The organism is Micromonospora sp. NPDC005553 (genome assembly GCF_042871765.1).
In the GTDB taxonomy this organism is placed as follows: Bacteria; Actinomycetota; Actinomycetes; order Mycobacteriales; family Micromonosporaceae; genus Micromonospora.
In genome coordinates this window covers 507,002-529,848 of sequence record NZ_JBIAJD010000003.1, presented here as the reverse complement: position 1 = coordinate 529,848, position 22,847 = coordinate 507,002, and the positions used below count along the sequence as shown (strand labels likewise).

Here is a 22,847-nt window from a genome sequence, read left to right as displayed (position 1 = left end):
CGCGTACCCCGCTGTTCGCACTCTATCCGCCGTGGCCCGGCCGGACCTCAGCCGCCGTACGACCGCAGCGCGTCGATGGCCCGGGTGGTGACGTCCTCCACCGGCCCGGTGGCGTCGATCCCGACCAGCTTGCCCTGAGCGCCGTAGTAGTCGACCAGGGGCGCGGTCTTCTCGCTGTATTCGCGGAGCCGCGTCGCGATCGTCTCCGGCTTGTCGTCGTCGCGCTGGAACAGCTCGGCGCCGCAGCGGTCACAGATGCCGGGCCGGGTCGTGGCGTCGAACTCGACGTGCCAGATCTTGCCGCAGCCCCGGCAGGTGCGCCTGCCGGAGAGCCGCCGGATCACCTCGTCGTCGTCGACGACCAGCTCCAGGACCAGATCCAGGGCAGTGCCCAGATCGGCCAGGAGCTTGTCCAGAGCGGCAGCCTGCGGAGTCGTCCGCGGGAAGCCGTCGAGCAGGAAACCCTCGCTGGCGTCGGGCTCGGCCAGCCGGTCCCGGACCATGTTGATGGTGACCTCGTCCGGAACCAGCTCGCCCGCATCCATGTACCGCTTCGCCTCGACACCGAGCGGCGTGCCCTGGGTGACGTTCGACCGGAAGATGTCTCCGGTCGAAATCTTCGGCACCGAGAGGTGCGCGGCGATGAACTCGGCCTGCGTGCCCTTGCCCGCGCCCGGCGGGCCAACCAGAACGAGTCTCATCTACCGCAGGAACCCTTCGTAGTTCCGCTGCATGAGTTGGCTCTCGATCTGCTTCACGGTCTCCAGACCGACGCCGACCATGATGAGCACAGCGGTGCCGCCGAACGGGAAGTTCTGGTACTGCTGGTTGTCCAGCCAGATGAAGAAGAAGTTCGGCAGGATCGAGATGATGCCGAGGTAGAGCGCGCCCGGCAGGGTGATCCGGCTGAGGATGAAGTCCAGGTAGTCGGCGGTCGGCTTGCCCGGGCGGATACCCGGCACGAACCCGCCGTACTTCTTCATGTTGTCAGCGACCTCGGTCGGGTTGAACGTGATCGAGACGTAGAAGTACGTGAAGAAGATGATCAGCAGGAAGTAGACCGCGATGTAGATCGGGCTGCTCGGGTTGACCAGGTTGTTCTGGATCCACGACTGGGTCTTGCCCGGGTCGGTCTGGTCGAAGAACTGCAGCGCCAACTGCGGCAGGTAGAGCAGCGACGAACCGAAGATGACCGGGATCACACCAGCCTGGTTGACCTTGAGCGGGATGTAGGTCGAGGTGCCGCCGTACATCCGCCGGCCGATCATCCGCTTGGCGTACTGCACCGGGATCCGGCGCTGCGACTGCTCGATGAAGGTGACAGCGGTGATGACCACCAGGACCAGCGCGATGACCAGGGCGAACATGTCCCAGCCCTTGCTGGTCTTGATCTGCCAGCCCTCGCTGGGCAGCCGCGCCGCGATCGAGGTGAAGATCAGGACGGACATGCCGTTGCCGACGCCGCGGTCGGTGATCAGCTCACCGAGCCACATGACCATGCCGGTGCCGGCGGTCATCGTCATCACCAGGATGGCCAGGGTCAGCCAGTCCGGGATGCCGGTGCCGGTGGGGATGATCGGGAACTGGTCGCAGCGGTTCTGGAACAGCTGGCCCGAGCGGGCCAGCGCCACGAACGCCGAGGCCTGCAGCACACCGAGACCGAGGGTCAGGTAGCGGGTGTACTGGGTGATCTTCGCCTGACCGGCCTGGCCCTCCTTGCGGAGCTGCTCGAGGCGGGGGATCACGACGGTCAGCAGCTGCAGGATGATCGACGCGGTGATGTAGGGCATGATGCCCAGCGCGAAGACCGAGAGCTGCAGCAGCGCTCCGCCGGAGAAGAGGTTGAGAAGGTTCACCACCCCGGTGGTGTCACCCTGGATGGTGTCGAGGCACTTCTGCACGTTGCCGTACGAGACGCCCGGGCTGGGGAGCGTTGCGCCCAGCCGGTAGACCGCGATGATGCCTACTGTGAACAGCAGCTTCTTGCGCAGGTCAGGCGTACGGAACGCACTGAGAAAGGCGGACAGCAACTTCTTCCTCCTGCGCGAGGCGGGCCGCCGGTGATCCCTGGCGGGTCGGGGTGGATCACGGGCGAGTGCCCGCAATCCATGGCTGGGATGGGACTCTAACAGCCTCACCCCGGTCCGGGCAGATGCGCCCGACTACATAAATCGAAACCGATGTTACCGGGCGCTCACGGCCCAGGCAGACCATGGCGCCCGCCAGTTGCTCTCAACTGGACGGGCGCCATGGTCGTACGCCTTACAGCTCGGTGACGGAGCCACCGGCGGCAGCGATCTTCTCCTTGGCCGACGCACTGAACGCGTGCGCGGACACCTGGAGCGCCACACCGCCGAGATCCCCGGTGCCGAGGACCTTGACCGGGTGACCCTTGCGGACCGCACCGGACTCGACGAGCTCCAGCGGGCCGACCTGACCACCATTCGGGAACAGCTCAGCGAGTCGGTCCAGGTTGACAACCTGGAAGACCACCTTGAACTTGTTCTTGAAGCCCTTCATCTTCGGCAGGCGCATGTGGATGGGCATCTGCCCACCCTCGAACGCCGCCGAGATGTTCTTGCGGGCCTTGGAACCCTTGGTACCGCGACCAGCGGTCTTGCCCTTGGAACCCTCACCGCGACCCACACGGGTCTTCGCGGTCTTGGAACCGGGCGCCGGGCGCAGGTGATGCACCTTGATCGTCATTACTCGACCTCCTCGACCTTCACGAGGTGGCTCACAGTGAAGATCATGCCGCGGATCTCGGGCCGGTCCTCCTTGACCACCACGTCGTTGATCCGCTTGAGACCGAGCGAACGCAGCGACTCACGCTGGTTGTGCTTGGTCCCGATACCGGACCGGAGCTGGGTGACCTTCAGGCGTGCCATCAGCGCGCCACCCCCGCACGCGACGCCAGCATGGCGGCCGGCGCGACGTCCTCCACCGGCAGACCACGACGCGCCGCGACCTGCTCGGGGGACTCAAGCCCCTTCAGAGCCGCCACGGTGGCGTGCACGATGTTGATCGGGTTCGACGAACCGAGGCTCTTGGAGAGCACGTCGTGGATCCCAGCGCACTCCAGCACGGCACGCACCGGTCCACCGGCGATGACACCCGTACCGGCCGAGGCCGGCTTGAGCAGCACCACACCAGCGGCGTCCTCACCCGTCACCGGGTGCGGGATCGACTGACCGATCCGCGGGACCTTGAAGAAGTGCTTCTTGGCCTCCTCGACACCCTTGGCGATGGCCGCGGGCACCTCCTTGGCCTTTCCGTAGCCCACGCCGACCGTGCCGTCGCCGTCGCCCACGATCACCAGGGCGGTGAAGCTGAAGCGACGACCACCCTTCACGACCTTGGCGACGCGGTTGATCGCGACGACCCGCTCAAGGTGCGGGGTCTTCTCGACGGGCGCGTTTCCGCGGCCGCCCTCACGGCGGTTGTCGCGGCGACCACCCTCGTTGCCACCGGACCCGCCGCCACGGCGCTGTTGACCTGGCATCAGCAGCCTTCCTTCTCTCTCGTGACGGGGTTGTTAGAACTCGAGCCCGGCTTCGCGGGCGGCGTCGGCAAGCGCGGCGACTCGCCCCGCGTACCGGTTACCGCCGCGGTCGAAGACGACCTTGGAGACGCCGGCGGCCTTCGCCCGCTCGGCGAGCAGAGCGCCCACCTTGCCAGCCAGGGCGCTCTTGTCGCCCTCCGCACCGCGCAGCGAGGCGTCCAGGGTCGACGCCGACGCCAGGGTGTGACCCTTGGTGTCGTCGACGACCTGGGCGACCATGTGCCGCAGCGAGCGGGTGACGACCAGGCGCGGACGCTCGGCCGTACCGCTGACGTTCTTGCGGACGCGGAAGTGTCGACGCGCACGCCCAACGGCGCGCTTGGCGGCGACACCGCGGCGGCGCTTGAGCAGCGTGGCGCTCACTTCTTACCTGCCTTTCCAGCCTTGCGGCGGATGACCTCGCCCTGGTACTTGACGCCCTTGCCCTTGTAGGGCTCCGGCGGGCGGATCTTCCGGATGTTGGCGGCGACCTCACCGACCTGCTGCTTGTCGATGCCAGCCACGTGGAACAGGGTCGGCCGCTCCACCGTGAAGGTGATGCCCGCCGGGGCGGGGACGACCACCGGGTGCGAGAACCCGAGCGCGAACTCGAGGTCCGAACCCTTGGCGGTGACCCGGTAACCGGTGCCGGCGATCTCCAGGCTCTTGCGGTAGCCCTCGGTGACCCCGACGATCATGTTGGCAACCAGCGTACGGCTCAGGCCGTGGAGTTCCTTGGCCTTGCGCTCGTCGTTCGGCCGGTTGACGCTCAGCTGCCCATCCTCTGCCCGCTCGACCGTGATCGGCTCGGCGAGGGTGTGCTGGAGCTGGCCCTTGGGGCCCTTGACCTTGACGGTCTGCCCGTCGATCGTGATGTCGACGCCGGCTGGTACCGGGATCGACTTACGTCCAATTCGCGACATTTCTACCTGTCTCCCGTTACCAGACGAAGGCGAGGACTTCCCCGCCAACACTCCGCTTGCGGGCCTGCCGGTCGGTCAGCAGCCCCTGGGACGTCGAAATGATCGCCACGCCCAGCCCACCGAGCACCCGCGGGAGCCCGTCCGACTTGGCGTACACCCGGAGACCGGGCTTGGACACGCGCTTGATGCCGGCCAGGCTCCGCTCGCGGCTCTGGCCGTACTTCAGCTCGACGACCAGTCGCTTGCCGACGGCGCCCTCCTCGGGCTCCTCGACCGACCAGGTGGCGATGTAACCCTCGGCCTTCAGGACCTCGGCGATGTTCGCCTTGATCTTGGAGTAGGGCATCTTCACCTGATCGTGGTACGCCTGGTTGGCGTTACGCAGACGCGTGAGCATGTCTGCGATCGGGTCGGTCATCGTCATGGATTTCGTCAGCCTTTCTCGCCGGGGTTCCCGGAGCATCAGCTCCGGGCCTACGGCGAAGAGCAATACCTAATCGGTGCAGGAGTTCCCGGCCGACGGCCGGGACGCGGTCGCCCTTACCAGGAAGCCTTGGACACACCCGGCAGCTCACCGCGGTGGGCCATTTCCCGGATGCAGACCCGGCAGAGCCCGAACTTGCGGTAGACCGCCTTCGGACGCCCGCACCGCTGGCAGCGGGTGTACGCGCGAACCGAGAACTTCGGCTTCGCGGCCGCCTTGATGATCAGCGCCTTCTTGGCCATCTCAGTTCTCCTTGAACGGGAAGCCCAGGAGCTTGAGCAGCGCCCGGCCCTCGTCGTCGGTCGTGGCGGTGGTGACCACCGTGATGTCCATGCCCCGCTGGCGATCGATCCGGTCCTGGTCGATCTCATGGAACACAGACTGCTCGGTCAGACCGAACGTGTAGTTGCCGTGCCCGTCCAGCTTGCGCCCGTCAAGGCCGCGGAAGTCGCGGATGCGCGGCAGCGAGATGGAGAGCAGCCGGTCCAGGAACTCCCACATCCGGTCGCCGCGAAGAGTCACCTTCGCGCCGATCGGCATGCCCTCGCGGAGCTTGAACTGCGCGATGGACTTGGTCGCCCGCCGCACCTGCGGCTTCTGGCCGGTGATCGTGGCGAGGTCGCGGACCGCGCCGTCGATCAGCTTGGCGTCGCGAGCAGCCTCGCCGACACCCATGTTGACGACGATCTTGACCAGCCGCGGCACCTGCATGGGGTTGCCGTAGCTGTGCTGCTCACGCAGCTGGGCCACGATCTCGTTGCGGTACCGCTCCTTGAGGCGCGGCAGGGTCTTTTCGGTAGCCGTGGTCATCACAGGTCCTTACCGGTGCTACGCGCGATGCGGACCTTCTGGCCGTTGTCGTCGATCCGGTAACCGACGCGGGTCGGCTTGCCGTCGGAGTCCAGGACCTGCACGTTCGAGACGTGGATCGGGGCCTCCTGAGTGACGATGCCGCCGGTCTTGGCGCCACGCTGGGTGGTGCTGATGCGGGTGTGCTTCTTGACCCGGTTCACGCCCTCGACCAGGACCTTGTCCTGCCGCGGGTAGGCCTGAATGACCTTGCCCTTGGCACCCTTGTCCTTGCCGGCGATGATGACGACCGTGTCGCCCTTCTTGACCTTCACGGTCACAACACCTCCGGCGCGAGGGAAATGATCTTCATGAACCGCTTGTCCCGCAGCTCCCGACCCACCGGGCCGAAGATACGGGTTCCACGCGGGTCCCCGCCGTCCTTGATGATGACGGCGGCGTTCTCGTCGAAGCGGATGTACGAGCCGTCCGGCCGACGCCTCTCCTTGGCCGTGCGAACGATGACCGCCTTGACGACATCGCCCTTCTTCACACCGGCACCCGGGATCGCGTCCTTGACCGTGGCCACGATGACGTCGCCGATGCTCGCGTAGCGCCGACCGGAGCCACCGAGAACCCGGATGCAAAGGATCTCCCGAGCACCCGTGTTGTCGGCGACGCGCAGTCGCGACTCCTGCTGAATCACGTCTATCTCCTATGTCTGCCGGTTCTCCGGCCGCCGTAGCGGCCGGAGCCTGGCGGAACCTACGCCCGACGCAACCGCCGGGCTCGAGCCTTCGCTACTTGGCCTTGTCCAGGATCTCCACGATCCGCCAACGCTTGGTGGCGCTCAGCGGCCGGGTCTCCATGATGAGAACCCGGTCACCGGTGCCAGCGGCGTTCTGCTCGTCGTGCACCTTCAGCTTGCTCGTACGGCGCATGATCTTGCCGTACAGCGCGTGCCGAACCCGGTCCTCGACCTCGACAACGACGGTCTTGTCCATCTTGTCGCTGATCACCAGGCCCTCGCGGACCTTGCGGCGCGACCGCGCGGCGGCGGTGGCGGTCTCTTCGGTCATGATGCAGTCACCTCAGTCGGCGCGGCCGAGAGCCCCAGCTCACGCTCACGCATGATCGTGTAGATCCGGGCAATCTCCCGACGGATGACCTGCAACCGCCGGTTGTTGTCCAGCTGCCCGGTTGCGGCCTGTACGCGGAGGTTGAACAGCTCCGCCTTGGCCTCCCGCAGCTTCGTGACCAGCTCCTCTTCGGAGAGCTCACGCAGCTCGGTCGCCTTAACGCCCGCTGCCATCAGGATTCACCCACTTCGCGCGTAACAATGCGGCACTTCATCGGGAGCTTGTGGATCGCGCGACGCATGGCCTCTCGCGCGGTCTGCTCGTTGGGGAAGGACATCTCGAAGAGAATCCGACCCGGCTTGACGTTGGCGACCCACCACTCGGGCGAGCCCTTGCCGGAACCCATCCGGGTCTCGGCAGGCTTCTTGGTGAGGGCCTGGTCCGGGAAGATCGTGATCCAGACCTTGCCACCACGCTTGATGTGGCGAGTCATCGCGATACGCGCCGACTCGATCTGCCGGTTCGTCACGTACGCCGGCTCGAGAGCCTGGATCCCGAACTCGCCGAACACCACCCGGTTACCACCCTTGGACGCGCCACTGCGGTCCGGGTGGTGCGGCTTGCGGAAGCCCTTCGGGGGCTTGCGCGGCATCAGCATCTGTCAGCCCTCCTGCTGCGTTTCTGCCGGAGCAGCCACGGCGGCGACAGCTGCGCTGTCCACCGGCTCGCCGCTCGGCGTCTCGGCCTGCTGCGCGATGGTGGTCGCAGCAGCCCGACCGGCCTCGGTGCCACCAGCCGTGGTGCCGGACGAACCCGACCGGCCACGACGCGGACGCTCGGGACGGTCGCCACGCTCACCACGACGCGGGCGAGACGGACCGGCCTCGGCCGGAGTCTCCCGGCCCATGACGGCGTCGCCCTTGTAGATCCAGACCTTCACACCGATCCGGCCGAACGTGGTACGGGCCTCGAAGAAGCCGTACTCGATGTTGGCCCGCAGCGTGTGCAGCGGAACCCGGCCCTCACGGTAGAACTCGGTCCGGCTCATCTCGGCGCCGCCGAGGCGACCCGAGACCTGAACCCGGATGCCCTTGCAGACCGGGTTCTTCATCGCCGACTGCATGGCCTTGCGCATCGCCCGACGGAAGCTGACCCGGCTGGACAGCTGCTCGGCCACGCCCTGCGCGACGAGCTGAGCGTCCGACTCGGGGTTCTTCACCTCGATGATGTTCAGCTGAACCTGCTTGCCGGTGAGCTTCTCAAGCTCGCCGCGGATCCGGTCGGCCTCCGCACCCTTACGGCCGATGACGATGCCCGGCCGGGCGGTGTGGATGTCGACCCGGACCCGGTCGCGGGTGCGCTCGATGTCGACCTTGGAAATCCCGGCACGCTCGAGGCCCTTGGACATCATGCGGCGGATCTTGACATCCTCGCCGATGTAGTCCTTGTAGAGCTTGTCCGCGAACCAGCGGGACTTCCAGTCGGTCGAGATGCCGAGCCGGAACCCAGTGGGGTGAACCTTCTGACCCATTACTCGGCGTCCTCCGTCTTGCTCTGCGCTTCGGCCGGTGCGGCCTCCGTGGCCGGGGCGGCCTTCTTCGCCGCGGCCTTCCTCGGCGCTGCCGGCGCGACCGCTTCGACCGCCACGGTGATGTGGCAGGTGCGCTTGCGGATTCGGTACGCCCGACCCTGCGCCCGCGGCTGGAACCGCTTCATCGTCGGGCCCTCGTCCACGAAGGCCTCGCTGACGAGCAGCGCGTCGGGGTCCAGCCGCTCGTTGTTCTCCGCGTTGGCGATCGCGCTAGCGAGCACCTTGTACACCTGCTCGCTCGCAGCCTGCGGCGCGAACTGCAGCACCGTGAGCGCCTCCTTCGCGGGCAGGCCGCGGACGAGGTTGACCACCCGGCGCGCCTTCATCGGCGAGATGCGCACGTGCCGCGCAACCGCCCGCGCGCCCGGAAGCACCGGAGCGTCGCCCTTTCCTGGCATCGCTGTAACCCCTTGTTCCCTCTATCCGTATGCCTGGCGGCGTCAGCGCCGACGGCTCTTCCGGTCGTCCTTCTCGTGACCCTTGAACGTGCGGGTCAGCGCGAACTCGCCGAGCTTGTGCCCGACCATCGCCTCGGTCACGAACACCGGGACGTGCTTGCGTCCGTCGTGCACGGCGATCGTGTGCCCCAGCATCTCGGGGATGATCGTCGAGCGCCGCGACCAGGTCTTGATCACGTTCTTGGAGCCCTTGTCGTTCTGAACTTCCACCTTCTTGAGCAGGTGGTCGTCTACGAACGGGCCCTTCTTCAGGCTGCGAGGCATGTCTTATCTCCCTCAGCCGCGCTTACGCGTGGCGTAGCGGCGGCGGACGATCAGCCGGTCACTCGGCTGGCCCTTACGGCGGGTGCGGCCCTCGGGCTTACCCTGCGGGTTGACCGGGTGGCGACCACCGGAGGTCTTACCCTCACCACCACCGTGCGGGTGGTCGACCGGGTTCATGGCGACACCACGGACGGTCGGGCGCTTGCCCTTCCACCGCATCCGGCCGGCCTTACCCCAGTTGATGTTCGACTGGTCGGCGTTGCCGATCTCGCCGACGCTGGCGCGGCAGCGCACGTCCACCCGCCGGATCTCGCCGGACGGCATACGCAGGGTCGCGTACGCGCCCTCGCGGCCGAGCAGCTGGATGCCGACGCCGGCGGAACGGGCCAGCTTGGCCCCGCCACCCGGACGCAGCTCCACGTTGTGGATCGTGGTACCGACCGGGATGTTGCGCAGCGGCAGGTTGTTACCCGGCTTGATGTCGGCGCCCGGACCGGACTCGACGCGGTCGCCCTGCTTCATGTCCTTCGGCGCGAGGATGTAGCGCTTCTCGCCGTCGGCGTAGTGCAGCAGCGCGATGCGCGCCGTGCGGTTCGGGTCGTACTCGATGTGAGCGACCTTCGCCGGCACGCCGTCCTTGTCGACCCGCTTGAAGTCGATCAGACGGTACTGACGCTTGTGACCGCCACCGTGGTGCCGCGTGGTGATCCGGCCGTGGGCGTTACGCCCGCCCTTCTTCGGCAACGGAGCCAGCAGCGACTTCTCCGGCGTGGACCGGGTGATCTCGGCGAAGTCAGCGACACTCGAGCCACGTCGGCCCGGCGTCGTCGGCTTGTACTTACGGATAGCCATTGTCTACACCCTTCAGCTGACCGGGCCGCCGAAGGCCTCGATGCGGTCACCGTCAGCCAGCTTCACGATCGCCCGCTTGGTCGCCTTGCGCTGACCGAAGCCGGTCTTGGTGCGCTTGCGCTTACCCTGGCGGTTGAGCGTGTTGACCGTCAGGACGCGGACGTTGAAGATCTGCTGGATAGCGATCTTGATCTCGGTCTTGTTCGCGTCCGGGTGCACCAGGAAGGTGTACCAGTTCCGGTTCAGCTCGCTGTAGCTCTTCTCCGAGACGACCGGCGCCACGATGATGTCGCGCGGGTCGGCGATGGTGCTCACTTGCCACCCTCCTCGGTGGTCTCGGCGGGCACACCCAGGAACTCGTCCAGGGCGTCCTTGGTGAAGACCACGTCGTCGGCCACCAGCACGTCGTACGTGTTCAGCTGGCCGGACTCGATCAGGTGCACCCGCGGCTCGTTGCGCAGCGACACCCAGTTCAGCTCGTCGGTGCTGCTCAGCACGACCAGGACCCGACGGGCCTCGGTGAGCTTGGTCAGCGTGGCCAGGGCCGCCTTGGTCGACGGCTTCTCGCCCGAGACGAACGCCTCGACGACGTGCACCTGCCCGGCGCGGGCCCGATCGGAGAGGGCACCCCGCAGCGCGGCGGCCTTCATCTTCTTCGGGGTCCGCTGGCTGTAGTCGCGCGGCACGGGACCGTGCACGACGCCACCGCCGGCGAACTGCGGCGCGCGGATCGAGCCCTGCCGGGCGCGACCGGTGCCCTTCTGCTTGTAAGGCTTCTTGCCGCCACCGGCGACCTCAGCCCGGGTCTTGGTCTTGTGTGTGCCCTGTCGGGCCGCCGCGAGCTGGGCCACCACGACCTGGTGCATCAGCGCGACGTTGGCCTGCACGTCGAAGATGTCCGCCGGCAGCTCCACGGAGCTGCTGGTGGTGCCTTCGACGGTGCGCACGTCAACGGTGGTCACTTGGCCGCACCGCCCTTCTTCACCTTGCTCTTGGCCGCGGTACGGACCAGAACCAGCGCGCCCTTGGGGCCAGGAATGGCACCCCGGACGAGCAGCAGGTTGTTCTCGGTGTCGACCGCCTGGACGGTGAGGTTCTGCACGGTGTAGCGAACGCCACCCATGCGGCCGGCCATCCGGGTGCCCTTGAAGACACGACCCGGAGTGGCGCAGGCGCCGATGGAGCCGGGCGAGCGGTGCTTGCGCTCGACACCGTGGCTGCTGCCCAGACCGTGGAAGCCGTGCCGCTTCATCGGGCCGGCGTAGCCCTTGCCCTTGGTCTTGCCGGTGACGTCGATGGTGACGCCGGCCGGGAACTCCTCGACAGTGATTTCCTGGCCGAGCGAGTATTCCCCAGCGTCAGTGGTGCGCAGCTCGACGATGTGCCGGCGCGGCGCCACGTCCGCCTTGGCGTAGTGCCCGCTGATCGGCTTCTTGACCTTGCGCGGGTCGATGGTGCCGTACGCCAGCTGGACCGCGGAGTAACCGTCCTTCTCGGCGCTACGAACCTGGCTGATGACGCACGGGCCGGCCTCGACCACGGTCACGGGAACAACACGGTTGTTGTCCCAGACCTGGGTCATGCCGAGCTTGGCGCCCAGGATCCCCTTGACTTGCCTGTCCATTGTCCGGTCCCTACAGCTTGATCTCGATGTCGACGCCAGCCGGCAGGTCGAGGCGCATGAGCGAGTCGACCGTCTTCGGGGTCGGGTCGATGATGTCGATCAGCCGCTTGTGCGTGCGCATCTCGAAGTGCTCGCGCGAGTCCTTGTACTTGTGCGGCGAGCGGATAACGCAGAAACGGTTGATCTCCGTGGGCAGCGGCACCGGGCCCGCGACCTGCGCCCCGGTGCGCGTCACCGTCTCGACGATCTTCCGAGCCGAGGAGTCGACGACCTCGTGGTCATAGGCCTTGAGCCGGATGCGGATCTTCTGTCCCGCCATGGTGGCTTCTGTTCCTTCTCTCGATGCCGCTGTGTTGCGGGCGCCTGTACCGGCTGGCACAGGCCCACTTCGCCGACCCCCGCGGTCGGGCGTGTCGCGCCCTCGGGCCGAGCTCCGCCCCTAGGTACCGGAGTGGTGCTGACCGCACGGGGGGTCAAGGCGCCGATCGCATTACCGCGACCTGAACGCCGTGCGAGGGTGGTTGGCGACTGGGCCGCCAACCACCCTACGCTCGACTGCCTCGCCACCCGGAGGTTCAGCGAAAGCCGAACACAGGCGACGAACTGTCGTTACGCAACCTGACTAGTATGCCGCACGACCGGCGGCGGGTCTAATCGGGGTTACCTAGCTCACTTGTTAATCTTGGTGACGAACCCGGCGCCGACGGTGCGGCCACCCTCGCGGATCGCGAACTTGAGGTTCTCCTCCATGGCGATGGGCTGGATCAGCTTCACCGACATGGACGTGTTGTCACCCGGCATGACCATCTCGGTGCCCTCGGGGAGGGTGACGACACCGGTGACGTCCGTGGTCCGGAAGTAGAACTGCGGACGGTAGTTCTGGAAGAACGGGGTGTGACGGCCACCCTCCTCCTTGGAGAGGATGTAGACCGTCGCCTCGAACTCCGTGTGCGGGGTGTTCGAGCCCGGCTTCACGACGACCATGCCGCGCTCGACCTCGTCGCGCTTGGTACCACGCAGCAGCAGGCCGACGTTCTCACCTGCGCGGGCGTCGTCCAGGGTCTTCCGGAACATCTCGATCGCGGTGACCTTGGTCTTGAAGCTCTTCTCCTTGATACCGACGAGCTCAACATCCTCGTTCGGCAGGAGAACGCCGCGCTCCACGCGACCGGTGACGACGGTGCCACGACCGGTGATCGTGAAGACGTCCTCAACGGGCATCAGGAACGGCTTGTCAACCTCGCGCTCCGGCTGCGGGATCGAGGTGTCGACAGCGGTCATCAGGTCCAGCAGCTTGCCGGTCCACTCGGGGTCACCCTCGAGGGCCTTCAGCGCCGAAACCCGAACGACCGGCAGGTCGTCACCCGGGTACTCCTGCGAGGAGAGCAGCTCACGGACCTCGAGCTCGACGAGCTCCAGGAGCTCCTCGTCATCGACCATGTCGCTCTTGTTGAGCGCCACGACGATGTACGGCACACCGACCTGACGGGCCAGCAGCACGTGCTCGCGGGTCTGCGGCATCGGACCGTCGGTCGCCGCGACCACCAGGATCGCGCCGTCCATCTGCGCGGCACCGGTGATCATGTTCTTGATGTAGTCGGCGTGCCCAGGGCAGTCGACGTGCGCGTAGTGCCGCGACTCGGTCTGGTACTCGACGTGCGCGATCGAGATCGTGATACCGCGGGCCTTCTCCTCCGGCGCCTTGTCGATCTCGTCGAACGGCGTGTAGGGGTTCAGGTCCGGGTACTGGTCGTGCAGGACCTTGGTGATGGCCGCCGTCAGCGTCGTCTTACCGTGGTCGATGTGACCAATGGTGCCGATGTTGACGTGCGGCTTAGTCCGCTCGAACTTAGCCTTCGCCACTGGTGTCCTCCTGTGGACTTCTTGGTTCGTACGCCCGGCGCGCCGGTCGGCGCTTAGGACTCTGTCGACAGCCTTTCCGGCCCGAAGGCCGGAGAGCCTTTGTGGGTTCTGCGGCGATGAAGCCTACAGGCCCGGTCTCACGCGATCCGATCGTGGTGGCCGCGGGCGGGTGAACCCTCCCGCGACCAACCACGAATCACCTGCTCAGAGCGCTACTCGCCCGTTGCCTTGGCGATGATCTCCTTCGCGACGCTCTGCGGAACCTCGGCGTAGGAGTCGAACTGCATGCTGTAGCTAGCCCGGCCCTGGGTCTTCGACCGCAGGTCGCCGACGTAGCCGAACATCTCCGACAACGGCACCAGGGCCCGGACGATGCGGGCGCCGCTGCGCTCCTCCATCGCCTGGATGATGCCGCGGCGGGAGTTGAGGTCACCGATGACGTCACCCATGTTCTCCTCAGGAGTGGTGACTTCAACGGCCATCATCGGCTCGAGCAGTGCCGGATCGGCCTTGCGGGCCGCGTCCTTCATCACCATCGAGCCGGCGATCTTGAATGCCATTTCCGACGAGTCGACCTCGTGGTACTGGCCATCCAGCAGGGTCAGCTTCACGCCGACCAGCGGGAAGCCCGCCAGGATGCCGTACTGCAGCGCGTCCTGCGCACCGGCGTCCACCGAGGGGATGAACTCCCGGGGGATGCGGCCGCCGCTGACGGCGTTGGCGAACTCGTAGGTCGGCGAGTCGTTGTCCAGCGGAAGCGGCTCGACGCTCACGATCACGCGGGCGTACTGGCCGGAACCACCGGTCTGCTTCTTGTGGGTGTACTCGACCTTGTCCACCTTGCGGCGGATGGTCTCGCGGTACGCCACCTGCGGCTTGCCGACGTTGGCCTCGACGTTGAACTCGCGGCGCATCCGGTCGACCAGGATGTCCAGGTGCAGCTCACCCATGCCGGAGATGACCGTCTGACCGGTCTCCTCGTCCAGCTGGACGCGGAAGGTCGGGTCTTCCTCGGCCAGGCGCTGGATGGCAGTGCCCAGCTTCTCCTGGTCGGACTTGGTCTTCGGCTCGATCGCCACCGAGATGACCGGCTCCGGGAAGGTCATCGACTCCAGGATGACCGGGTTCGCCGGGTCGGAGAGAGTGTCGCCGGTGGTGGTCTGCTTGAGACCCTGCACGGCGATGATGTCGCCGGCCTGCGCCGACGGACGCTCTTCCCGCTTGTTGGCGTGCATCTGGTAGATCTTGCCGATGCGCTCCTTGCGGTCCTTGGTGGAGTTGACCACCTGGGAACCGGAATCGAGCGTGCCGGAGTAGACCCGCACGTAGGTGAGCTTGCCCAGGTGCTTGTCCGTCTGGATCTTGAAGGCCAGGCCGGAGAAGGGCTCCGAGTTGGACGGCTTTCGCAGCAGCGGGGTCTCGCCGTCGGTGGCCGTACCCTCGATCGCCGGAACGTCCAGCGGCGACGGCAGGAAGTCGACAACGGCGTCCAGCATGGGCTGAACGCCCTTGTTCTTGAACGCCGAGCCGCAGAGCACCGGGTTGGCCTTGCCGGCGATGGTGGCACGCCGGATGGCGGCCTTGATCTCCTCGGCGGAGATCTCCTCGCCCTCCAGGTACTTCTCCATCACCGCGTCGTCGACGTCGGCAAGGGTCTCCATCAGCTTCTCGCGCCACTCGGCAGCGGAGTCGGCCAGCTCGGCCGGGATCTCCTCGACCGCGTAGTCCTCACCCTTCTGGGTCTCCCCGCGCCAGGTGAGCGCGCGCATGCCGATCAGGTCGACGACACCGATGTGGTCACCCTCGAGCCCGATCGGGATCTGGAGCACCAGCGGGGTGGCGTTCAACCGGTCGATCATCATCTGCACGCAGCGGAAGAAGTCGGCGCCGGTCCGGTCGAGCTTGTTGACGAAGCACATACGCGGGACGTTGTACTTGTCGGCCTGCCGCCAGACGTTCTCCGTCTGCGGTTCCACGCCGGCGACACCGTCGTATACCGCTACCGCACCATCCAAGACCCGCAGCGACCGCTCGACCTCGACCGTGAAGTCGACGTGGCCGGGCGTGTCGATGATCTGGATCGTGTGGTCTTTCCACTCACACTTGGTAGCAGCGGAGGTGATGGTGATACCACGCTCCTGCTCCTGCTCCATCCAGTCCATGACGGCAGCGCCCTCGTGGACCTCACCGATCTTGTACGTGATGCCGGTGTAGAACAGGATTCGCTCGGTGGTCGTGGTCTTACCGGCATCGATGTGCGCCATGATGCCGATGTTGCGTACCTTGGCGAGCGCGTCTGCGGCGGCCACTTCAATCCCTACTTATCGTCGTCTCGACACAACTGGTGGCGGTTCCGGCGCCCGGAGGCGCCGGAACCAGGGTGTTACCAGCGGTAGTGCGCGAAGGCCTTGTTCGACTCGGCCATCTTGTGCGTGTCCTCGCGCCGCTTGACGGCGGCACCGAGGCCGTTGCTCGCGTCCAGCAGCTCGTTCATCAGCCGCTCGACCATGGTCTTCTCGCGCCGGGCGCGGGAGTACGTGACCAGCCAGCGCAGGCCCAGGGTGGTCGCCCGGGTCGGGCGGACCTCGACCGGAACCTGGTAGGTGGCGCCACCGACACGACGGCTGCGCACCTCGAGGGTCGGCTTGACGTTGTCCATCGCCCGCTTGAGGGTGACGACCGGGTCGGTGCCGGACTTCTCGCGGCAGCCCTCGAGGGCCGCGTACACGATGGTCTCGGCGAGCTGACGCTTGCCGCGGAGCAGGATCTTGTTCACCAGCTGGGTGACCAGCGGCGAGTTGTACACCGGGTCAGCGACCAGTGGCCGCCGCGGAGCGGGTCCCTTACGCGGCATGTCAGCTCTTCTCCTTCTTCGCGCCGTAACGGCTGCGCGCCTGCTTGCGGTTGCGGACGCCCTGGGTGTCCAGCGAGCCGCGAACGATCTTGTAACGCACGCCGGGGAGGTCCTTCACCCGGCCGCCGCGAACGAGCACGATCGAGTGCTCCTGCAGGTTGTGACCGACGCCGGGGATGTAGGCGGTCACCTCGATCTGGCTGCTGAGCTTCACGCGAGCGACCTTGCGCAGCGCCGAGTTCGGCTTCTTCGGGGTAGTGGTGTACACGCGGGTGCACACGCCGCGCCGCTGAGGGGAACCCTTCAGCGCCGGGGTCTTGGTCTTGGTCGTCTTCGCCTGGCGGCCCTTTCGGACCAGCTGCTGGATCGTGGGCACCGGGTTTCTCCGCTCCCTTCGGCCGCATCCGCGGCCGCGCCGTCTGCTCGTTAGCCGGCCTGATGACCGGCTCTCCTACATTCCGACCAGGGTCGCCTTGCGGAGACCCCGGCACCCGCGGTCGGGCGTGTCGCCCTCGTCACGGCCCCGTTGCGACGCTCTCGCGTTCGTACCGGGTTTTGTCACCGGCGCGCGGGTCGCCCCGCTCCGGATCCCTGGCTTGTCGTGCCGCCGTCCGTAAGCCGGAAACAGCGCACGCACGAGTTGCCCGGGCATGCCCGGGCACAAGGGGAAAGAGTACCTACCACAACCGCCCAGGTCAAAACGGAATGGCCCGGCGACTGTCTCACACCAGCCAGCCGGATCTCGTCCTGCCCCGTCGCCCGCGATGGGCACCTACGAATACAAGTGTACCGGCTTCCCCGCAGAAGCACCCATCGCCCCCGGGGCGACCGGAAGCCTTCCGCGGAAAACCGCCGTCAGGTGCCGGATCTGTCGGTGATGACCCTCAGGTCAGTGTGAGAAGCAGGGCAAGGCCCAGGCCCAGCAGGCTGAGCAGCGCCCCCGCCGCGCCGCAGCTGATCCCGGCCAGCGCCAGCCCGCGACCGGTGAACTGGACCGCGGAGGGGGCGGTCGGCCGCCGGATCTGTCGCCGGCCGAGCAGCCCGATGACGACCGCCGCCCCGCCGGCCAGCACACCCAGCGCGGCGAACGCCCCGGAGGCCCAGGCCCCGCCGTCGTTCTTTAAAGCCACTCCGAAGCAGATCACCAGAAGTGAGACCAGAAGTGAGGCGATCCCCGCCACCAGCGCCCCGATGGCCAGCCCGGAGGTGACCGGTGCCACGTCCAGGTGCACGACGCCGAACGGCGTACCCGAAACCGCCTCCACCCGCTTCGGCGGCCGGCGTTGGTCGTCGGTGGGCGGCGGTACGGAACGCCCCGGCGTGCCACCCCACCCGGGGCCGTGCCCCGGCGGCGGCGGGCCCCAGCCGTACGGCGCACCGGGCCCGGACGACGGCGGGCCCCAGCCGTGCGGCGCAACCGGCCCAGACGGCGACGGGCCCCACCCGGGCGGCGCGGACGGCGCAGACGGGTACGGACCCCAGCCTGGCGGTACACCCGGTGCGGACGAAGACGGGCCCCAGCCGTGGGGCATTCCCGAACCAGCCGGCGGTGGGCCCCAGCCGGGCGGCACACCCGGTCCGGAGGTGGGCGGGCCCCAGCCCTGCGGCGTCGAGGTCGGTGCGCTGGAGACCGGGTACGGCTGGTCCGAGCCGGGCGTCGCGGTGGCGTCCCAGCCGTTCGGACCCCAACCGGGAGGCGGCGTCGCAGGGGCCTGCGGGCCCGGGGCGGACGCCGGCTGGTGGGTCTCGTCGCTCGGGCCGGGGCGCGCCCAGTCGCTCGGCTCGGGTGGCGGAGCCGGCACGTCCGGCGGGCCGGCCGGTTCGTCCGCAGGGGGCCGCGCCGGTTCCGTCACGAGGTCCTCCTGTCGAAAGGCCGCCACCGTCACACGGTGGACATCGGCCAGGCTACCGCCGGCAGCACCGCCGCCCGCGCCGGGCGCGGCCACCGGTGGCTCAGTCCATGTTCGCGGGGTAGTCGTGGCCGAACGGGGCGCCGGCCAACCGGACCACCCCGATGACCACAGCGGCCACGACGCTGACCGCGACCAGCACCAGGCCGGTCCAGGCCATCCACTCCCCCCGCCGCAGCCAGACGCCGCCGGTCAGGAAACCCCCCGAGGCGTACGCTTCCCGGCGCGCCTGCCGGGCCAGCTGCAGGGCCACAGTGGCCGGCACCACGCCACCGATGAACAACCCGGTCAGCATGCCGAGCAGGCCCAGCGCGAAGACCGCCCGTGCCTTCGTGGCGCGGGCCGGGTCCGGGTCAAGCGGGTGGCGCACGCCCTGCTGGGCGACGGACACCTGCCCGGGTGCGGTCGTCATCCCCCCATCATGCCGAACCCGGCGCAAGCGGTGGGTTGGCACGGACACGACGAGGCCCCCGGCTTTCACCGGGGGCCTCGTCGTGTGACTGGTGCTTAGCGGTACGACCCGAAGTCGAAGTCGTCCAGCGGCACGGCCTGCCCGCCGGCCGGCCCGAACCCGTAGTCGGTCTCCGGGTAACCGGTCATCGAGTAGACCTTGGCCTTGGCCTCCTCGGTCGGCTCGACCCGGACGTTGCGGTACTTGCTGATGCCGGTACCGGCCGGGATGAGCTTTCCGATGATCACGTTCTCCTTGAGGCCGACCAGCGAGTCGCTGCGCGAGTTGATCGCAGCGTCGGTTAGCACCCGGGTGGTCTCCTGGAAGGAGGCCGCCGAGAGCCAGGAGTCGGTGGCCAGCGAGGCCTTGGTGATACCCATCAGCACCGGACGACCAGCGGCGGGCTCGCCGCCCTCCGAGACGAGCCGGCGGTTCTCCGACTCGAACAGCGCCCGGTCGACGAGCACACCCGGCAGGAACTCGGTCGAGCCGGAGTCGATGACCGTCACCCGCTTGAGCATCTGGCGGATGATGATCTCGATGTGCTTGTCGTGGATGAGCACACCCTGCGAGCGGTAGACCTCCTGGACCTCACTGGTCAGGTGGACCTGGACCGCCCGCGGACCCATGATCCGCAGCAGCTCGTGCGGGTCGATGGTGCCCTCGGTCAGCTTCTCGCCGACCGCGACGTGACCGCCGTCGTGGGTACGGAGCTTGACGCGCTTCGAGATCTTGTCGTAGACGATCTCTTCGCTGCCGTCGTCCGGCACCACGATGATCTTGCGCGAGCGCTCGCCATCCTCGATCCGGATCTTACCGGGGGTGTCGGCGATGGGCGCCTTACCCTTCGGGACCCGAGCCTCGAAGATTTCCTGCACACGCGGCAGACCCTGGGTGATGTCCTCACCCGCGACACCACCGGTGTGGAAGGTACGCATCGTCAGCTGCGTACCCGGCTCACCGATGGACTGGGCGGCGATGATGCCGACCGCCTCGCCGATGTCGACCGACTTACCGGTCGGCAGCGACCGGCCGTAGCAGGCCGCGCAGACGCCCAGCTTCGACTCGCAGGTGAGCACGCTGCGCACCCGGACCGTCTCCACACCAGCGGCGACGATCTTGTCGACCCCGATGGAGTTGATGTCCTGACCGCGCTCGGCCACCACGGTGCCGTCCGGCCCCTTGATGTCGTCCGCGAGCGTACGGGCGTGCACGCTGGTCTCGGCGTGGGTGTGGACGACGAGCTTGCCGTCCAGCTTCTCGCCGATCTGCATCGGGATCGCCCGGTCGGTGCCGCAGTCCTCTTCGCGGATGATGACGTCCTGGGAGACGTCCACCAGACGACGGGTCAGATAACCCGAGTCGGCGGTCCGCAGCGCGGTGTCGGCGAGACCCTTACGGGCACCGTGCGTGGAGATGAAGTACTCCAGCACGGACAGACCCTCCCGGTAGCTGGCCTTGATCGGCCGCGGGATGATCTCGCCCTTGGGGTTGGCCACCAGACCACGGATCGCCGCGATCTGCCGGAGCTGGAGCAGGTTACCGCGAGCACCCGAGTTGATCATCTTCCACAGCGGGTTCTCCTGCGGCAGCGCGGTGTCCATCTCCTTGGCGACCTCGTTGGTCGCCTTGGTCCAGATCTCGATGAGCTCGCCGCGACGCTCCTCGGCGGTCATCAGACCACGCTGGTACTGCTTGTCGATCTGGTCGGCGTCCTTCTCGTACTTCGCCAGGATCTCCGCCTTACGCGGCGGTGCGATGACGTCCTCCATGCCGATCGTCACGCCGGACCAGGTGGCCCAGTGGAAACCGGCCTCCTTGAGCCCGTCCAGGGTGGCGGCCAGCGCCACCTTGGGGAAGCGCTCGGCGAGGTCGTTGACGATGGCGGAGAGCTGACCCTTGCGGATCTCGTAGTTCACGAAGCGGTAGCCCTGCGGCAGCGTCTCGTTGAACAGCACCCGACCCAGGGTGGTCTCCACGGTCAGCGGGTCACCCTCGACCCAGCCCTCCGGGGCGGTCCACGCCTCGGAGCCGTTGCCGTTGTCGACCCCGACCACGCCGCGCAGGCGGATCCTCACCGGCGCCTGCAGGTGCAGCTCGCCGTTGTCGAAGGCCATCCGCGCCTCGGCGTCCGAGCTGAACGCCCGGCCCTCGCCCTTCTCACCGGCGGTGAGGTGGGTGAGGTGGTACAGACCGATGACCATGTCCTGGGTAGGCATGGTGACCGGCTTACCGTCGGCCGGCTTGAGGATGTTGTTCGACGACAGCATCAGGATCCGCGCCTCGGCCTGAGCCTCGGCGGACAGCGGCACGTGCACCGCCATCTGGTCACCGTCGAAGTCGGCGTTGAACGCGGTGCAGACCAGCGGGTGGATCTGGATCGCCTTGCCCTCGACCAGCTGCGGCTCGAAGGCCTGGATGCCCAGGCGGTGCAGGGTCGGCGCCCGGTTGAGCAGCACCGGGTGCTCGCCGATGACCTCTTCCAGCACGTCCCACACGACCGGGCGCTGACGCTCGACCATCCGCTTGGCGGACTTGATGTTCTGTGCGTGGTTGAGGTCAACGAGCCGCTTCATCACGAAGGGCTTGAACAGCTCCAGCGCCATCTGCTTGGGCAGACCGCACTGGTGCAGCTTCAGCTTCGGGCCGACCACGATGACCGAACGGCCGGAGTAGTCGACGCGCTTGCCCAGCAGGTTCTGGCGGAACCGGCCCTGCTTGCCCTTGAGCATGTCGGACAGCGACTTGAGCGGGCGGTTACCCGGGCCGGTGACCGGCCGGCCGCGACGGCCGTTGTCGAACAGCGCGTCGACGGCCTCCTGGAGCATCCGCTTCTCGTTGTTGACGATGATCTCGGGCGCGCCGAGGTCGATCAGCCGCTTGAGGCGGTTGTTCCGGTTGATCACGCGGCGGTACAGGTCGTTCAGGTCGGAGGTCGCGAAGCGGCCACCGTCGAGCTGCACCATCGGGCGCAGGTCCGGCGGGATGACCGGGACGCAGTCCAGCACCATGCCGAGCGGCGAGTTGCGGGTGTTCAGGAACGCCGCGACGACCTTGAGTCGCTTGAGCGCCCGGATCTTCCGCTGACCCTTGCCGGACCGGATGGTCTCCCGCAGGCTCTCGGCCTCGGCGTCGAGGTCCATGTTCTGGACCAGCGCCTTGATCGCCTCGGCGCCCATGGAACCGGTGAAGTACTCACCGAACCGGTCGCGCAGCTCGCGGTAGAGCAGCTCGTCGGTGACCAGCTGCTTCGGCTCCAGCTTGCGGAAGGTGTCCAGCACCTCGTCCAGGCGGTCGATCTCGCGCTGGGCCCGGTCGCGGATCTGGCGCATCTCGCGCTCTCCGCCCTCCTTGACCTTGCGCCGGACGTCCGCCTTGGCACCCTCGGCCTCCAGCTCGGCCAGGTCGGCCTCGAGCTTGGCGGCCCGCTTCTCGATCTCCGAGTCGCGGCTGTTCTCGGACTGCCGCTTCTCAGCCAGGATCTCGTTCTCGATCGTCGAGAGGTCGCGGTGACGCGACTCCGCGTCCACGCTCGTCACAACGTACGAGGCGAAGTAGATGATCTTTTCGAGGTCCTTGGGAGCGAGGTCCAACAGGTAACCCAGCCGGCTCGGAACGCCCTTGAAGTACCAGATGTGGGTCACCGGAGCGGCGAGCTCGATGTGCCCCATCCGCTCACGGCGGACCTTGGAGCGAGTCACCTCGACGCCGCAGCGCTCACAGATGATGCCCTTGAACCGAACGCGCTTGTACTTACCGCAGTAGCACTCCCAGTCCCGCTGCGGACCGAAGATCTTCTCGCAGAAGAGCCCGTCCTTTTCCGGCTTCAGGGTGCGGTAGTTGATCGTCTCAGGCTTCTTGACCTCGCCGTGCGACCACTGACGGATGTCGTCGGCGGTGGCGAGACCAATGCGCAGCTCGTCGAAGAAGTTGACGTCGAGCACTATGTCCCCTATGTCGTCGTCTGTACTGCTAATTCTCGGGTGGGGTGGGGGGGGGGGGGGGCCCCCCCCCCCCCCCCCCCCCCCCCCCCAAAAAACCCCCCCCCCCCCCCCCCCCCCCCCCCAAAACCCCCCCCCCCCCCCCCCCCCCCCCCCCCCCCCCCCCCCCCCCCCCCCCCCCCCCCCCCCCCCCCCCCCCCCCCCCCCCCCCCCCCCCCCCACG

General features: G+C 67.6%; 30 protein-coding genes. All 30 read right to left on the bottom strand.

The window, feature by feature from the left end:
• Window positions 1–47: 47 nt before the first annotated feature.
• Complete coding sequence (locus tag ACFYPG_RS15020; RefSeq protein WP_088950228.1) at window positions 48–701, bottom strand: adenylate kinase; 654 nt, start codon at window positions 699–701, stop codon at window positions 48–50.
• The gene (gene secY, locus ACFYPG_RS15015; RefSeq protein ID WP_355009609.1) at window positions 702–2,030 is read right to left on the bottom strand and encodes a preprotein translocase subunit SecY; all 1,329 of its coding nucleotides are present in this window, start codon (window positions 2,028–2,030) and stop codon (window positions 702–704) included. It lies immediately after the preceding gene.
• Between the two features lie 232 nt (window positions 2,031–2,262).
• A complete protein-coding gene (gene rplO, locus ACFYPG_RS15010; protein ID WP_030329906.1) occupies window positions 2,263–2,706 on the bottom strand; it encodes a 50S ribosomal protein L15 in 444 nt (147 codons plus the stop codon).
• The gene (gene rpmD, locus ACFYPG_RS15005) at window positions 2,706–2,888 is read right to left on the bottom strand and encodes a 50S ribosomal protein L30 (RefSeq protein ID WP_007465262.1); all 183 of its coding nucleotides are present in this window, start codon (window positions 2,886–2,888) and stop codon (window positions 2,706–2,708) included. The genes rplO and rpmD overlap by 1 nt, the downstream gene beginning before the upstream one ends.
• Window positions 2,888–3,502: a 30S ribosomal protein S5 gene (gene rpsE, locus ACFYPG_RS15000; protein WP_007465263.1), complete on the bottom strand. Its 615-nt coding sequence runs from the start codon at window positions 3,500–3,502 to the stop codon at window positions 2,888–2,890. The genes rpmD and rpsE overlap by 1 nt, the downstream gene beginning before the upstream one ends.
• A gap of 33 nt (window positions 3,503–3,535) precedes the next feature.
• A complete protein-coding gene (gene rplR / locus ACFYPG_RS14995) occupies window positions 3,536–3,913 on the bottom strand; it encodes a 50S ribosomal protein L18 (RefSeq protein WP_181518401.1) in 378 nt (125 codons plus the stop codon).
• Window positions 3,914–3,921: 8 nt separating this feature from the next.
• Window positions 3,922–4,464 (bottom strand): 50S ribosomal protein L6, encoded by a 543-nt coding sequence (gene rplF, locus ACFYPG_RS14990; protein ID WP_091402383.1) that lies wholly within the window; start codon window positions 4,462–4,464, stop codon window positions 3,922–3,924.
• A gap of 16 nt (window positions 4,465–4,480) precedes the next feature.
• Complete coding sequence (rpsH, locus tag ACFYPG_RS14985; protein ID WP_272613586.1) at window positions 4,481–4,888, bottom strand: 30S ribosomal protein S8; 408 nt, start codon at window positions 4,886–4,888, stop codon at window positions 4,481–4,483.
• 116 nt (window positions 4,889–5,004) lie between these two features.
• A complete protein-coding gene (locus ACFYPG_RS14980; RefSeq protein ID WP_007465272.1) occupies window positions 5,005–5,190 on the bottom strand; it encodes a type Z 30S ribosomal protein S14 in 186 nt (61 codons plus the stop codon).
• A 1-nt stretch (window position 5,191) separates the two neighbouring features.
• Entirely contained in the window at window positions 5,192–5,758 is a 567-nt protein-coding gene (rplE, locus tag ACFYPG_RS14975; protein WP_354944330.1) for a 50S ribosomal protein L5, read from the bottom strand.
• Complete coding sequence (gene rplX / locus ACFYPG_RS14970; RefSeq protein ID WP_203120238.1) at window positions 5,758–6,078, bottom strand: 50S ribosomal protein L24; 321 nt, start codon at window positions 6,076–6,078, stop codon at window positions 5,758–5,760. Before rplX ends, rplE begins: the two co-directional genes overlap by 1 nt.
• Window positions 6,075–6,443, bottom strand: a complete 369-nt coding sequence (rplN, locus tag ACFYPG_RS14965) for a 50S ribosomal protein L14 (RefSeq protein ID WP_023358185.1) — start codon at window positions 6,441–6,443, stop codon at window positions 6,075–6,077. Before rplN ends, rplX begins: the two co-directional genes overlap by 4 nt.
• Before the next feature lie 94 nt (window positions 6,444–6,537).
• A complete protein-coding gene (gene rpsQ, locus ACFYPG_RS14960) occupies window positions 6,538–6,816 on the bottom strand; it encodes a 30S ribosomal protein S17 (protein ID WP_355009608.1) in 279 nt (92 codons plus the stop codon).
• A complete protein-coding gene (gene rpmC, locus ACFYPG_RS14955) occupies window positions 6,813–7,049 on the bottom strand; it encodes a 50S ribosomal protein L29 (protein ID WP_007465283.1) in 237 nt (78 codons plus the stop codon). Before rpmC ends, rpsQ begins: the two co-directional genes overlap by 4 nt.
• On the bottom strand, window positions 7,049–7,474 hold the full coding sequence (gene rplP, locus ACFYPG_RS14950; protein ID WP_355009607.1) for a 50S ribosomal protein L16: 426 nt from the start codon (window positions 7,472–7,474) through the stop codon (window positions 7,049–7,051). The genes rpmC and rplP overlap by 1 nt, the downstream gene beginning before the upstream one ends.
• 3 nt (window positions 7,475–7,477) lie before the next feature.
• Window positions 7,478–8,347, bottom strand: a complete 870-nt coding sequence (gene rpsC, locus ACFYPG_RS14945; protein ID WP_355009606.1) for a 30S ribosomal protein S3 — start codon at window positions 8,345–8,347, stop codon at window positions 7,478–7,480.
• Entirely contained in the window at window positions 8,347–8,805 is a 459-nt protein-coding gene (gene rplV / locus ACFYPG_RS14940; RefSeq protein ID WP_007465297.1) for a 50S ribosomal protein L22, read from the bottom strand. The genes rpsC and rplV overlap by 1 nt, the downstream gene beginning before the upstream one ends.
• A 42-nt stretch (window positions 8,806–8,847) precedes the next feature.
• Window positions 8,848–9,129: a 30S ribosomal protein S19 gene (gene rpsS, locus ACFYPG_RS14935; protein ID WP_007465299.1), complete on the bottom strand. Its 282-nt coding sequence runs from the start codon at window positions 9,127–9,129 to the stop codon at window positions 8,848–8,850.
• Window positions 9,130–9,141: 12 nt separating this feature from the next.
• Entirely contained in the window at window positions 9,142–9,981 is an 840-nt protein-coding gene (rplB, locus tag ACFYPG_RS14930) for a 50S ribosomal protein L2 (protein ID WP_053653944.1), read from the bottom strand.
• Between the two features lie 12 nt (window positions 9,982–9,993).
• Entirely contained in the window at window positions 9,994–10,296 is a 303-nt protein-coding gene (gene rplW, locus ACFYPG_RS14925; RefSeq protein WP_007465304.1) for a 50S ribosomal protein L23, read from the bottom strand.
• Complete coding sequence (rplD, locus tag ACFYPG_RS14920) at window positions 10,293–10,943, bottom strand: 50S ribosomal protein L4 (RefSeq protein ID WP_110563096.1); 651 nt, start codon at window positions 10,941–10,943, stop codon at window positions 10,293–10,295. Before rplD ends, rplW begins: the two co-directional genes overlap by 4 nt.
• Window positions 10,940–11,605: a 50S ribosomal protein L3 gene (gene rplC, locus ACFYPG_RS14915; protein WP_355009605.1), complete on the bottom strand. Its 666-nt coding sequence runs from the start codon at window positions 11,603–11,605 to the stop codon at window positions 10,940–10,942. Before rplC ends, rplD begins: the two co-directional genes overlap by 4 nt.
• Before the next feature lie 10 nt (window positions 11,606–11,615).
• A complete protein-coding gene (rpsJ, locus tag ACFYPG_RS14910) occupies window positions 11,616–11,924 on the bottom strand; it encodes a 30S ribosomal protein S10 (RefSeq protein WP_007073037.1) in 309 nt (102 codons plus the stop codon).
• Window positions 11,925–12,274: 350 nt separating this feature from the next.
• Entirely contained in the window at window positions 12,275–13,468 is a 1,194-nt protein-coding gene (tuf, locus tag ACFYPG_RS14905; protein WP_030489585.1) for an elongation factor Tu, read from the bottom strand.
• Window positions 13,469–13,680: 212 nt separating this feature from the next.
• Window positions 13,681–15,777, bottom strand: a complete 2,097-nt coding sequence (gene fusA, locus ACFYPG_RS14900) for an elongation factor G (RefSeq protein ID WP_355009604.1) — start codon at window positions 15,775–15,777, stop codon at window positions 13,681–13,683.
• A gap of 74 nt (window positions 15,778–15,851) precedes the next feature.
• A complete protein-coding gene (gene rpsG / locus ACFYPG_RS14895; protein WP_030489583.1) occupies window positions 15,852–16,322 on the bottom strand; it encodes a 30S ribosomal protein S7 in 471 nt (156 codons plus the stop codon).
• A 1-nt stretch (window position 16,323) separates the two neighbouring features.
• Window positions 16,324–16,698 carry a 30S ribosomal protein S12 gene (gene rpsL, locus ACFYPG_RS14890; RefSeq protein WP_007465318.1) on the bottom strand — a complete coding sequence of 125 codons (375 nt, stop codon included), beginning with the start codon at window positions 16,696–16,698 and terminating at the stop codon, window positions 16,324–16,326.
• 508 nt (window positions 16,699–17,206) lie between these two features.
• Window positions 17,207–17,587: a hypothetical protein gene (locus ACFYPG_RS14885; RefSeq protein WP_387352715.1), complete on the bottom strand. Its 381-nt coding sequence runs from the start codon at window positions 17,585–17,587 to the stop codon at window positions 17,207–17,209.
• 688 nt (window positions 17,588–18,275) lie between these two features.
• The gene (locus ACFYPG_RS14880; RefSeq protein WP_210784125.1) at window positions 18,276–18,644 is read right to left on the bottom strand and encodes a hypothetical protein; all 369 of its coding nucleotides are present in this window, start codon (window positions 18,642–18,644) and stop codon (window positions 18,276–18,278) included.
• 95 nt (window positions 18,645–18,739) lie between these two features.
• Window positions 18,740–22,627, bottom strand: a complete 3,888-nt coding sequence (locus tag ACFYPG_RS14875) for a DNA-directed RNA polymerase subunit beta' (RefSeq protein WP_355009602.1) — start codon at window positions 22,625–22,627, stop codon at window positions 18,740–18,742.
• Between the last annotated feature and the right edge of the window lie 220 nt (window positions 22,628–22,847).

What these genes read in the sequence shown, in the direction of transcription:
- ACFYPG_RS15020 (WP_088950228.1), bottom strand. Translation starts at nt 701, where the DNA reads ATGAGACTCGTTCTGGTTGGCCCGCCGGGCGCGGGCAAGGGCACGCAG.
- rplO (WP_030329906.1), bottom strand. Translation starts at nt 2,706, where the DNA reads ATGACGATCAAGGTGCATCACCTGCGCCCGGCGCCCGGTTCCAAGACC.
- rpmD (WP_007465262.1), bottom strand. Translation starts at nt 2,888, where the DNA reads ATGGCACGCCTGAAGGTCACCCAGCTCCGGTCCGGTATCGGGACCAAG.
- rpsE (WP_007465263.1), bottom strand. Translation starts at nt 3,502, where the DNA reads ATGCCAGGTCAACAGCGCCGTGGCGGCGGGTCCGGTGGCAACGAGGGT.
- rplF (WP_091402383.1), bottom strand. Translation starts at nt 4,464, where the DNA reads ATGTCGCGAATTGGACGTAAGTCGATCCCGGTACCAGCCGGCGTCGAC.
- rpsH (WP_272613586.1), bottom strand. Translation starts at nt 4,888, where the DNA reads ATGACGATGACCGACCCGATCGCAGACATGCTCACGCGTCTGCGTAAC.
- ACFYPG_RS14980 (WP_007465272.1), bottom strand. Translation starts at nt 5,190, where the DNA reads ATGGCCAAGAAGGCGCTGATCATCAAGGCGGCCGCGAAGCCGAAGTTC.
- rplE (WP_354944330.1), bottom strand. Translation starts at nt 5,758, where the DNA reads ATGACCACGGCTACCGAAAAGACCCTGCCGCGCCTCAAGGAGCGGTAC.
- rpsQ (WP_355009608.1), bottom strand. Translation starts at nt 6,816, where the DNA reads ATGACCGAAGAGACCGCCACCGCCGCCGCGCGGTCGCGCCGCAAGGTC.
- rpmC (WP_007465283.1), bottom strand. Translation starts at nt 7,049, where the DNA reads ATGGCAGCGGGCGTTAAGGCGACCGAGCTGCGTGAGCTCTCCGAAGAG.
- rplP (WP_355009607.1), bottom strand. Translation starts at nt 7,474, where the DNA reads ATGCTGATGCCGCGCAAGCCCCCGAAGGGCTTCCGCAAGCCGCACCAC.
- rpsC (WP_355009606.1), bottom strand. Translation starts at nt 8,347, where the DNA reads ATGGGTCAGAAGGTTCACCCCACTGGGTTCCGGCTCGGCATCTCGACC.
- rplV (WP_007465297.1), bottom strand. Translation starts at nt 8,805, where the DNA reads ATGCCAGGAAAGGGCGACGCTCCGGTGCTTCCGGGCGCGCGGGCGGTT.
- rpsS (WP_007465299.1), bottom strand. Translation starts at nt 9,129, where the DNA reads ATGCCTCGCAGCCTGAAGAAGGGCCCGTTCGTAGACGACCACCTGCTC.
- rplB (WP_053653944.1), bottom strand. Translation starts at nt 9,981, where the DNA reads ATGGCTATCCGTAAGTACAAGCCGACGACGCCGGGCCGACGTGGCTCG.
- rplC (WP_355009605.1), bottom strand. Translation starts at nt 11,605, where the DNA reads ATGGACAGGCAAGTCAAGGGGATCCTGGGCGCCAAGCTCGGCATGACC.
- rpsJ (WP_007073037.1), bottom strand. Translation starts at nt 11,924, where the DNA reads ATGGCGGGACAGAAGATCCGCATCCGGCTCAAGGCCTATGACCACGAG.
- rpsG (WP_030489583.1), bottom strand. Translation starts at nt 16,322, where the DNA reads ATGCCGCGTAAGGGACCCGCTCCGCGGCGGCCACTGGTCGCTGACCCG.
- ACFYPG_RS14880 (WP_210784125.1), bottom strand. Translation starts at nt 18,644, where the DNA reads ATGACGACCGCACCCGGGCAGGTGTCCGTCGCCCAGCAGGGCGTGCGC.